Annotated in this window: 2 protein-coding genes; both read right to left on the minus strand. The window is 63.9% G+C overall.

Annotated features, from left to right (window positions below):
• Positions 1 to 94 precede the first annotated feature (94 nt).
• Complete coding sequence (locus tag CAF70_RS09225; RefSeq protein ID WP_085624238.1) at positions 95 to 595, minus strand: isochorismatase family protein; 501 nt, start codon at positions 593 to 595, stop codon at positions 95 to 97.
• 302 nt (positions 596 to 897) lie between these two features.
• On the minus strand, positions 898 to 12,402 hold the full coding sequence (locus CAF70_RS09230) for a peroxidase family protein (protein WP_085624240.1): 11,505 nt from the start codon (positions 12,400 to 12,402) through the stop codon (positions 898 to 900).
• Positions 12,403 to 12,841 lie beyond the last annotated feature (439 nt).

Consider the following 12,841-nt stretch of genomic DNA (forward strand, 5'->3'; position numbering starts at 1 on the left):
CATCTGGGCATGCATGCGCGGGGATGAGCCATTTGATACGGCCAAGCTTTTCAGCTCTGAACACCTCAGAAAAGCTTGACCGCCAACAGAGTATCTACAGGCTGCGGTTCTGGCCTTGTGCGGCCAGTTCGGCGAGCACCTCGACCGAGGTAGTGACCTGGCGGAAGTGATGCTTCCACAGGTCGATGCCCAGCTTGCCCGACCTGTCGAGCGAAGAACCTACCGTCATGTCGGTGACCAGGGTGGGCATCAGCCCCGCATCGAACAGGGCGAAGCCGGCGGCCAGCACACAGGTTTCGGTCTGCAGCCCACATACCAGCACGCGCTCCACACCCAATTGCCTGATGTAGTCGATGGCCTCGGCGCTCTGCCCGTAGCCATGCTTGACGAACACCTGATCGGCCTCGACCAGGCTTTCGTCCTCGGCCGCCGGGTGCCAGCCAAGCTGCCGCTCGAACGGCGTGACCTGCTCATCGTGCAACTCGACCGAGGCGATGGTGGGGATGTTCGCCGACAACCGGCGCAAGCCATCGACCAGCCACTCGGGCGGGCTGAAGGTGGACTGGACATCGACGATGAGCAAAAGCTGGCGCATGGGCGGATTCCGGGCATGGGCAAAGGCGCGGAGTATAACGCGCTCCTTTGTGGGAGCGGACAAGCCCGCGAAACAGGCGACCCCAGCCCGATCACCTGGACCTCGAGCCATGTTCAACCTGTAGGAGCGGCTTTAGCCGCGAACACCGGCGCAGCCGATGCCATCGACCACGCTACATGCTTCGCGGGCACGCCCGCTCCCACAGGGACATCACCAAGCCTGAAGGCGGTGATATCCCTGTGGGAGCGGGCGTGCCCGCGAATGGGCCGCGAAGCGGCCCTTGCAGCGTACCTCCGAGGCCCTCAACCTGCCAGGTTGAAGTCCGCTGCAGTCACTGTGGTCGCATCCGCCACCCCTACCAGGCGGATGGAGTCGGTGGCACCGATGCTGACCAGCGTATCGTCGCCAACATCGGCGATGGTGACGTTGGCAGCAAAGGTGGCTGCGGTGATGTTGAAGGCGGTGATATCCAGCCTGTCCTGGCCGCCGATTGCGTTACTGTCGAAGTTGATGATCAGGTCATTGCCGAAGCCTGCGGCGAACTGGAAGACATCATTGCCATCAGTGGCCATCATGGTGTCATCGCCCGCGCCGCCGTTGACCGTGTCATCGCCTGCTGCGCCGTTGAGGAAGTCGTTGCCGCTGCCGCCAATCAGCGTGTCGTTGCCTCCACCACCGAACAGCGTGTCACTGCCTGCACCACCGTTGAGGATGTCGTTGCCAAGACCGCCGTCCAGGCTGTCGTTGCCACTACCGCCAGTGATGACGTTGGCCTGCGTGTTACCGGTACCGCTGAAGTTACCCACCCCGGTGTAGGTCAGGTTCTCGACGTTACTGGTCATGGTGTAGCTGGCCAGCGTGGTATGCACGGTATCCGTGCCGGCCCCCGTGGCCTCGATCACCACATCCCCGGCGTTATCCACCACGTAGGTGTCGTTGCCTAGACCACCGACCAGGCTGTCGGCACCTGCACCGCCATTGAGCAAGTCGTTGCCTGCGCCGCCGGTGATGATGTTGTCCAACGCATTACCACCACCGACGAAGTTGCCCACCCCCGTATAGGTCAGGTTTTCGACGTTGTTGGCCATGCCGTAGCTGGCTAACGTGGTACGCACGGTGTCCGTACCGGCGCCCGCGGCCTCGACCACCACATCTCCGGCGTTATCCACCACGTAGATGTCGTTGCCTAGACCACCCACCAGGCGGTCGGCGCCTGCACCGCCATTGAGCAAGTCGTTGCCTGCGCCGCCGGTGATGATGTTGTCCAACGCATTACCACCACCGACGAAGTTGCCCACCCCCGTATAGGTCAGGTTTTCGACGTTGTTGGCCATGCCGTAGCTGGCTAACGTGGTACGCACGGTGTCCGTACCGGCGCCCGCGGCCTCGACCACCACATCTCCGGCGTTATCCACCACGTAGATGTCGTTGCCGAGACCACCCACCAGGCGGTCGGCGCCTGCACCGCCATTGAGCAAGTCGTTGCCTGCGCCGCCGGTGATGATGTTGTCCAGCGCATTACCACCACCGACGAAGTTGCCCACCCCGGTATAGGTCAGGTTTTCGACGTTGTTGGCCATGCCGTAGCTGGCTAGCGCGGTACGCACGGTATCCGTACCGGCCCCCGTGGCCTCGACTATCACATCCCCGGCGTTATCTACCACGTAGGTGTCATTGCCCAGACCACCCACCAGGCGGTCGGCACCCGCAGCGCCATTGAGCAAGTCATTGCCAGCGCCGCCTGTAATGACGTTATCCAGCGCATTACCACCACCGATGAAGTTACCCACCCCGGTAAAGGTCAGGTTTTCGACGTTGCTGGCCAAGCCGTAGCTGGCTAGCGTGGTACGCACAGTATCCGTACCGGCCCCCGTAGCCTCGACCACCACATCCCCGGCGTTGTCCACTACGTAAGTGTCATTGCCCAGACCACCCACCAGGCGGTCGGCACCTGCACCACCATTGAGCAAGTCATTGCCAGCGCCGCCTGTAATGACGTTATCCAGCGCATTACCGCCACCGATGAAGTTACCCACCCCGGTAAAGGTCAGGTTTTCGACATTGGCACCCAGGGTATAGCTGGCCAGGCTGGTCCGCACCAGGTCGACTCCGCCGTTAAGCGCTTCGCTTACCGTGTCGCCGATGTTGTCGACCACGAAGGTGTCGTTGCCACCACCGCCGTTCATGGCATCTGCGCCAAGCCCGCCGTCGAGGATGTCGTTGCCAAGCCCGCCGAACAGCTGGTCGGCACCGTCCAGGCCAGAGATCACGTCATTACCCGCGCTGCCGATCAGGATGTCGGCACCGTTGGTGCCAACCAGCGTCAAGCCTGGCACTGCAGCAGTTGGCGCCGAGGTGAGTGTCTCCTGCGCGCCGAAGGCGTCGGTGTAGCGCACGATCACCTGCAGTTGCTGGCCTCCCTGGGCGAGCCCCGGGGTGAAGGTGGCTGCAGTGGCGCCCACGATGTCGATGAAGATACCGCCGCTACCTTGCTGCCACTGGAAGCTGAATGTACCCAGCCCGTCCAGGTCGGCAATAGTCCCGGTAAGTGCCGTCAGCGTCTGCCCCTGAACGGGCGTGGTGTCGCTGATCAGCACGGCACCGGTAGGCGCATCGTTGACGTTGGCCACCGGGTCGAGGATGTCGGAGGCGACGCTTTCATGCACGCCGATGTCATCCACATAGCTCACCACCACCCGCATGTTCTGCCCCACCTGTTCCTGGGTCAGGACAAAGGTGCTGCTGATGGCGCCGGCAATATTGACCCAGCCGAGCCCCCGGTTGGATTGCCACTGGAAGGTGAACTGCGGGTTGCTCAGCCCGTCGGCATCGACGATGGTCGCCGTGTTGGCGGTAAGGGTCTGGTTCTGCACCAGTAGCCCGGTCACGGTCGGCCCGGCGGTCGGTGCGCTGTTCGGCGACGAATCGACGATTTCCAGCGTGCCCTTGGTATCCTGGTACACCCCACGTACGCGGATGTTCAGGCCCGCTACATCATCGGTCACCCGGTAGGTGCTGCCGATCGCCCGCGAGACCTCGCCGGCGGCGACGAAGGTGATGTCTTCGTATACCCCCGAGCCCGGCAGGCGCTCGACCTGCCAGTAGTAGGCAATCGGGCCGTTGACCGCGCCGCTCGCATTGCTGGCGCTGACGTTATCGGCATCGTGCACCGCCACGTTGCTCACCCGCAGCAGCTGGCCGCTGACCGATGTGTCGTTACGCAGCCCGGTGACCGCGTCGAGGATCGCCAGGTGGCCCGTCGGGCCGACGTTCACTGCAGTGCCCACACCGGAGGCCTGGGAGCTATCGGAGAACTGCAGGCGTTCGATGCCGGTCAGACGGTCGACACCATCACGCCCGGCCACCAGATCGGTGACGATCACCGAATTGCCGTCGACCACCACGCTGTAGTCGGTGGACACCCCCGAGAACACCGCCGTGTCGTAGCTGTCGGTGCCGTTGAGGATTTCGCGGATGATCACCAGCTGGCCCGGGTTGTAGGTGCCATTGAGCATCAGCGGCACCATCGGCGCCATGCTGTCGTAGCTGGCGATTTCCGGGCCGGTACCGTCGCTGTTGGCGCGCACGCTGATGCGCACGTTCAGCCACTTGTCACCGTCGAGGATGTCGTCGCCGCCACGGCCTTCGATCAGGTCGCTGCCGCTGCCGCCAAGGATGATGTTGCCACCATCGTAGAACGTCGCCCCGGCAGCCAGCAGGCCGGCCAGGCCGTCGATCAGGTTGATGTTGGTCAGCACACTGCCGTTTGCGCCATTGGTCGGCAAGGTGGCAGCGGTTTCGCTGTCACCGCGCAGGAAGTCTCCATGGGCAGAACCCGACAGGCCTTCCATGATGTCGAAACGCACCAGCGCGGACGCTCCCGACCCCGGTACCGGCGGCACATCGAAGAAGCGGTCGCTGTAGTCGATGGTCACGCCCTGGGCCAGGTCCTTGAAGGTTGCCCAGTCGTAGCCAGAGCCACCGATGTAGCGGTCACCGAAGCCCAGGCTGCCGACCATGATGTCGTCGCCGCCTTCACCGTTGAACTTGTCGTTCTCGTTACCACCGATGAACACGTCGTTGCCGATGATCGGGTCGTTGCCAAGCGGGTCGAAGTTGTCGCCAGGTGCACCATCCGAGGTGCCCTTCTCGATCCAGTCGTCGCCTTCGTTGCCCATGTCCTGTTCGTTGGCCTTGCTGCCCAGGATAAAGTCGTTGCCCTGGCCGCCAATGGCTTCGGAGGCGTCCTCACCGGTAACGATGAAGTCGTTGCCGAAACCGCCGATGATCAGGTTGACGCCATTACCGCCGTGCAGCACATCGTTGCCGTCGCCGCCCTGGATGTTGTCGTCACCGCCCATGTCGCTGATGATGTCGTCGCCGGCACCACCACGCAGCTGGTCGTTGCCATCGCCACCTTCGATGCGGTCGTTGCCACCATCGCCCCAGATCGTGTCGTCACCCTCGCTGGACACCAGGATGTCGTCACCGTTGGTGCCGCCGAGCACGACGTGCTCGGTACCGGCATAGCGCAAGTAATTGGTGTCCGGGCCGGCCGTCAGCGGGCTGTCGCGGAACACCACCTGCTGGCCGTTTTCGCCCAGCGGGTCGGCGTTGCCCAGGCCCTCGTTGTACTGCTTGCTCTGGTCCACTTCCAGGTAGAAGCCCGGGTCCGAGAACACCAGCGCCGGCAGGTGCGTAGCCGAGGTGTTGGCCATGATCAGCTTGGCGAACGAGTTGCTTTCCAACTCGGCGTTCATCGACAGGCCAGCGGTGCGTTCCAGGTAGTAGAAGCGGTCGCCGTCCTGCAGTTTCTCCAGTTGGTTCTCGAACACGAAGTTGAAGGTGGTGCCGAGCATGCCGCCGAACGGGGTTTTCGCTTCGGCCAGGCCGCCGATCCACAAGTCGATGGCATCGACCCCGGTCACGGTTACCGCCCTCAAGTCATCGGCGGTACCCAGCACGCCATCCTTGCCAGGCAGGGTGACGTTGGCATAGGCACCCGTGCTGTTGAGGAAGTCCAGGCGATCGGCTGGCGCACCGTCACCGCCGAACACCAGGGCCATGGCCGCCGCGCGTTTCTCCAGCAACGTGGTGGCCCCGGTGATGGTGCTGTGGGTGCCGTAGGCGGCGATGAAGTTGATCAGCGACTCCGGATGCTTCAGGTGCTGCACCAGGTCGACCCAGCTGGTGTACGGCTTGAGCTGGGTATCGCCGGTTTGCGCGTAGATGTCGCGGCGCACAGCGTTCAGCGAAGGGATGCCGACATCGCGGCCACGGGCGATGTTGATCGCCGGCAAGTCCAACGGCAGGCCGAGCAGGTTGTTGCGCAGCGCCTCGGTGACGAACTCGTCGATTTCGTTACCGGCCTGGCGGGTGACCCCGCGCACGATGGCACTGGTGGCATCCTCAGGGGTGACGCCGCTGGCGGCATATGCCAGCGGGTTGAGGAACGCCGCGATCAGGCCCAGTTGCTGGTCCGGGTTGGCGCTGGCCGGGTCCTTGATAACATTGAAATCGACATCGAAGCGGTCGACGGTCTCGGTCAGCATCGAGTGGCCGAAGCGGTACACGGTGTGGGCGAACTCGGCCACGATCGATGCATCGAGGTCAACGTCGTACACCTGGGTCGGGGCAAAGAACAGGTCGACCCGTGGTTGCACGGTACGGGCGAACTCCTCGAACACCAGGTGCTGGTACTGCATTTCGGTACCGAACTTGGCCGCCTGGAACAGCCGCTCGCCATTCCACACCAGCGCGTCGATTTCGGCCTGGTTGGCCGGCAGCGCGGTCAGCGGGTTGAGCAGCCACTCGTTGATGAAGGCCAGGTCCCCCGAGTCGAGCACGGTGTCCATGGTCTGCGCCACCAGCCGGTTGTGCTCGGAGTGGAAGATTGCATGCACGGCAGTCAGGCCGATGTTCTCGTTGACCCTGCCGTCACCGGCGATGTAGTGGGCGTCCAGCAGCTCGTTGTCGTAGGCCAGGTTGGCCCCGGTCTGCGGGTTGACGGGCACGGCATTGCCTGCGACGTCGTCGGCATCCGGCGCCAGCACCCCGGCGTTGAACACCGGCACGGCATTGTGGGCAATGTCGGCGAGGAACTGGTGCCCCGTGCGCACGGCGTTGGTCAGGTCCAGTGGTGCCAGCGGGTTGCCTTCGACCTGCTGGTCGTCGGCCGTGCCGGCAATGCCGTCGGCGCCTTTCATGATCACCATCGGGTAGCCGTTGGGCCCTTTGATGAAGTTGCCGTAGGCATCGGTTGCCAGCAGCGGCACGTTGTCGACGTCGGCATCGGTCAGGTTGATGCCGAGCACATCGCGGGCCTGCGCCTTGACCACCTTCCAGGTCGCCATGCCGCCGATCTCGGTGTCGTCCGCGGTACCGTAGCGGCCATCGGCCCCCAGATCACGGTTGGTGATCAAGCGGCCCGTGGCGATGGGCCCGTCATCGGTCAGCACGTAGGCACGCAGGAACACCTGGTGCGAAGGATGCGAGCTGTAGGTCTGGTTCTGGTCCACGAATGGCGTGGTGGTGTTGGTGTGCTCGTGAATATCGTCGGCCGTGCCAAGCACGCCGTCCGCACCGGGCAGGTTGGTGGCCCGGGTCACCACCATGAAGTTGCTGGACCCGCCCGGCACATAAAGCGGGTCATCCGGTTGCAGTGGGATGAAGATGGTACCCGAGCCACCCTTGGTGACCAGGTCCAGGCCGTGGTCGAAGAACTGCCCGAAGAAGGTCATCCAGGCGTTGAACGGCGCGGATAGCCCCGCATCGGCGGCGGTGTTCTCGAACAGGTACACGTCGTGGTCGTCAGCGGTGCCGAACTGGCCGTCCAGGCCTGGGCTGGCGACGATGCGCACGCCGTCCTTGAGCACGTCGTCGTTGCCCACAGCGCCGAAGTTGAGCACGCCGTCGGCACCCGGGTCGTACGCGGTGGCATAGGCCGCCGGGTTGTTGGAGGTCTGGTCGACGATCAGGTTGCTGATGGTGCGCGGCTGCGAGTCGAACACCGGGCCGCTGGTCTGCTGGTACGACGAGCCCGGAATGGCCGGCGAGCCTGGGCCGAAGAAGCCGGCAGGCGCACCTTCGGCCGGGTTGAACACCGGGTCGGTCAGGCGCGGGAAGACATTGTCGCCAGCACCGTACTGGGTGTTGTCGATACCGTTCAGGTTCATCAGGTTGTTGTTCGAGCCATCCACCGCCCGCAGGCCCAGCGGCGCACGGATGTTGGGCAGCAGCGAGAGGATGTCTGCGCCGTTGGCGTCGGCTTCGGCGATCTTGATCTGGGCCAGGATGAAGTTGAGGTCGGAACGCACCATGTGCAGGCCGGCACCACCTGCCGTGGCATCCACCACCGGCGTAGCAGGCGTCGGCACCACTGGCGCGCCCGGCTGCACCACGGTGGTGGGCTGGGAGAACAGCACTTCGGTGGTGCCATGGGCGTCCTGGTACATCGCCTTGACGCGCAGGGACAACCCGGCCAGGTCTGGCGACACCTTGAACGTGGTGCCGTCGGCGCTCTGGAACGCCAGGTCGCCGGCCGGCAGCAGGATGATGTCCTCGAACACTCCGCTGCCGGGCGTGGCCTCGAACTGCCAGTAGTACGACACCGAACGGTCGGCGAGCGTACCCAGCGGGTTATTGGCGCTGATGTTGTCGGCATCCAGCACACCGGCCACGTTTACGGTAAGCACATCACCCACGGTAATCGCGCCGCCGTTGCCATCGGTGATGGCCGGGCTGCCGGTGGGCTGCGCATTCAGCCCTTCCACCAGCACGCGCTGGCTATCGGCGAACTGCAGGCGTTCGATGTGCAGCAGGGTATCGACACCGTCGCGGCCAGCCACGTTGTCGGTCACGGTCCACACATCATCGGCAGTGTCGAGCGTACCTTTGGTGTTCTGCGTCACCGTGTACTCGCTCTGCACGCCCGAGAACACTGCCGTGTCGAACGCCGCGCCCCCCGTCGAGGTGCCGGGCAGGATTTCGCGCACGGCCTTCAGCTGGCCAGGGTTGTAGGTACGGTCGAGCATGAACGGAATCATGTCGACCATGCTGTCGAAGCTGGCGATTTCAGGGCCGGTATGGTTGACGTCATCGGCGGCATACACCGCGATGCGCACGTTGAGCCATTTGTCGCCGTCGATCAGGTCATCACCGCCACGGCCTTCGATCAGGTCGCTGCCATTGCCGCCGAGCATGATGTTGCCCGTGGCAAAGCCGGTGGTCGGCAACCCGGCATCGGCCAGGAACTGTTCCAGGCCGCGGATCAGCGCGACGTTGGTCAAGGCGCTGCCGGTGGCACCGCCATGGTTGAGGATGGTCACGGCATCGACGTTGTCGCCCTTGAGCACGTCGGCAAAGTTCGAACCAGACACGCCCTCGACCTCGGCAAAGCGGTCGAGGATGGAAGCCGGCGAGGCACCGACCGGGTTGAACACGCCGGCGTTCTGGTTCGGTGCGTTGCCATGCGGCTGAGCCAGGGCGGCCAGGGTCAGGTCGACGGTGACGCCAACCTGGTCATTCTTGTTGGTAATCCAGTCGAAACCGGACATGCCGTCCATCTTGTCCTGGGCGTCGCTGCCGACAAAGATGTCGTCGCCGCCCTCGCCGATCATCTCGTCGAAGCCACCGCCACCGACGAAGATGTCGTTGCCGACCACTTCATCACCCAGCAGCGGCGCAAAGTTGTCGCCGGGCGCACCGTCCTGGGTGCCCTTCTCGATCCAGTCGTCACCCTCGTTGCCGGTAGGTGGCAGGTTGGTCTTGGCGCCGAGGATGAAGTCGTCACCCCGGCCACCGAAGGTGGTGCTGATGTCTTCGGTGGTGATGATGAAGTCCTGGCCGTCGCCACCCAGGATCAGGTTGCCACCCACCAGCATGCTGCCGGCGACGATCACGTCGTTACCGGCATTGCCTTCCAGGCGGTTGTCGCCAAACGAGTCGGTGATGATGTCGTCACCGGCACCACCGAGCACGGCGTCATTGCCGGCACCACCTTCCAGGGTGTCGTTGCCGGCATCGCCGTAGACGCTATCGTCGCCCTCGCCGGAGATGATGATGTCGTTGCCGGCGGTGCCGCCCAGCACCACATGGTCTTCACCGGTGTAGTGCAGGAAGTTGCTGTCGGGGCCCACGGTATCCGGGTTGTCACGAATCACCAGCGGGACGATCTCCACCCCGTTGATCTCGATCCCCCCCGTCGGGTCGGCCCGGCCATCGGCGCCCAGCCCGGTGAACTGGTTGGCCTGGTTCACCTCGAGGGTGAACGTCGGGGTGAGGAACACGGTGTTGGACAGGTGCGTCACATCCGAGTTGGCCATGATCAGCTTGGCGAAGGAGTTGTTCTCCAGCTCGGTGCCGAAGTTCATGCCCGCGGTACGCGACAGGTAGTAGAACCGGTCGCCGTTCTGCAGGGCTTCCAGCTGGGTTTCGAAGACGAAGTTGAAGCTGGAACCGAGCATGCCGCCGAATGGCATTTTCTTCTCGGCCAGGCCACCGACCCAGAAGTCGATGTCATCGACACCCGTCACGGTCACGCCAGTGATGTCGTCGGCGGTGCCGGCGATGCCGTCGGCACCGGCCAGTGTCACGTTGGCATAGGCACCAGTGCCGTTGAGGAAGTCCAGGCGATCAGCCGGCGCACCGTCACCGCCCAGCACCAGTGCCACGGCGGCGGCACGCTTTTCGGCCTCGGTGGTTGCCCCGGTGATGGTGCTGTGGGTGCCGTAGGCAGCGATGAAGTTGATCAGCGACGCCGGGTGCTTGAGGTGGTCGGCGAAGTCGGCCCAGCTGATGTACGGCTTGAGCTGGCTGTCGCCGGTTGCAGCGTAGAACTCGCGGCGCGCCTCGTTCAGTGTGGGGATGCCGGTGTCGCGACCACGGGCGATGTTCAGCGCCGGCAGGTCGAGCGGCAGGCCAAGCAGGTTGTTGCGCAGGGCTTCGGTGACGAATTCGTCGATTTCGTTGCCCAGCTGGCGGGTGACGCCACGAATGATCGCGCCGGCCGCTTCGTCGGCAGTGGCGCCACTGCCGGCGAAGGCCAGCGGGTTGAGGAAGGCAGCAATCAGGCCAAGCTGCTGGTCGGGGTTGGCCGGGTCGCCGGAGATCGGGTTGAATGCCGGGTCGAAGCGGTCGACGGTTTCGGTCAGCATCGAGTGGCCGAAGCGGTAAACCACATGGGCGAACTCGGCGAGGATGGCCGGGTCGATCGAGGTGTCGTAGCCGTTGGGGGCCAGGAACGCATCGACCTGCGGCTGGATGGTACGGGCGAACTCTTCGAACACCAGGTGCTGGTACTGCATCTCGGTGCCGAACTTGGCAGCCTGGAACAGCCGCTCGCCGTCCCAGACCAGCGCGGCGATTTCGGCGGGCGTGGTGGGGATGGCAGCGACATCATCGATCAGCCACTGGTTGAGGAACGCCAGGTCGCCGGAGGCCAGCAGGGTGTCCTTGGTCTGCTGCACCAGGCGGTTGTGCTCGGAGTGGAACACATGGTGCACGGCAGTCAGGCCGATGTTCTCGTTCACCCGGCCGTCGCCAGCGATGTAGTGGGCGTCGAGCAGTTCGTTGTCGTAGGTCAGGTTGTTGCCACCCGGCCCCACCGGCTGTGCGTTGCCCACGGCAGTGTCGGCGTCGGCCTGCAGCACACCGTTCACGATCACCGGCGCGGCGTTGTGGGCGATGTCGTCAAGGAAGCCGTGCCCGGTGCTGACGGCATTGGCCAGGCTGATCGGCGCATCGCGGTTGCCTTCGACCAGCGTGGTGACGTCGTCGGCGGTACCGGCGATGCCGTCGGCACCATTGCTCACGCGCATCACCACCTGCGGCATGCCGTTGGGCCCGCGCACGAAGTTGCCGTAGGGGTCGGTGGCCAGCAGCGGCACGCTGTGTACGTCGGCGTCGGTCAGGTTGATACCGAGCAGGTCGCGGGCCTGGGCCTTGACCACGGCCCAGGTGGCCATGCCACCGCTTTCGCCATTGCCATCGTCGGCGGTGCCGAAGCGGCCATCGGGGCCCAGGTCGCGGTTGGTGATCAGCCGCCCGGTGGCTACCGGGTCACCCGCGGCGTTGAGCGTGTATTCGCGCAGGAACACCTGGTGCGAAGGATGCGAGCTGTAGGTCTGGCTCTGGTCGACGAACGGCGAAGTGGTGTTGCTCTGGCCATCGTCGGCGGTGCCCACCACGCCATCGGCGCCAGCGGTACGCACGGCGCGCGGCAGCACCATGAAGTTGGTCGGGCTGTTGGGGTCGAACAGCGGGTCGTCCGGCTGCAGCGGGATGAACACGATGTCGGTGCTGCTCTTGGTGACCAGGTCCAGGCCGTGGTCGAAGAACTGGCCGAAGAAAGTCATCCAGGCGTTGAAGCCGGCGGTCAGGCCGACGTCGGGCGACACGTTGGGGATGAAGAACACTTCGGTGTCGTCAGCAGTGCCGAACACCCCGTCGATACCGGGGCTGATCACCGGGGCAGCGCCGCCATTGGCCTCCACCGCAGCCGGGTTGTTCGCCGTCTGGTCGACGATCAGGTTGCTGATGGTGCGCGGTTGCGAATCGGTGACCGTGCCGGTGCCCGCATAATCGCCGCTGAAAGAGGGGCTGAGCAACCGCAGGAACGAGTTGTCGGCGGCACCGAATTCACTTTGCCCGGTCACCAGGTTGTTGTAGCTGCCATCTACGGTACGCAGGCCGAACGGTACCTGGCTGTTGGGCAGCAGGTCGATCAGGCTGGCACCATCGGCGTGCGCTTCGGCAATGAAAATCTGTTGGAGGATGAATTCAAGGTCCGACTTGCTGAAATTGGCCATTTCAAATTGCCCTCGATCTGTCGGGAGATGACACGGGGCAACAGGGTCCTTCCCGCGCCCAGTCAGTGTTGACGTGCGCAGATATGGTTCTGTGTTCCATCGCAAGCCGGCACCCACTGCCTGGGGGCCTTGTTAAGCATGCGATACAGCTGTAACGCACATGCATCGACCCCAGCTCGCACAGGGCCCGAATACTTCAGACTAAAGTCGTAGGTTAAAAGCTTGTCAATATTTCGTCGAAAAAACCGCCTCCGATGATAATGCGATGCAAATAGCTGTTTTATTGACACTTATGAAAACTTCAAAGACGCAATAGAGCGAAACGATATTACCGTCCATGTCGCTGCAACCTACGCTCCAGCATGTGGGAGCAGCGCAGCGTTTTGGACCATTCGCCACAAGAGCGATCCGCCTGCGAGCCAACCAGAAGCCACGACTA

Source organism: Pseudomonas sp. B19(2017), assembly GCF_002113165.1.
Lineage (GTDB): Bacteria > Pseudomonadota > Gammaproteobacteria > Pseudomonadales > Pseudomonadaceae > Aquipseudomonas.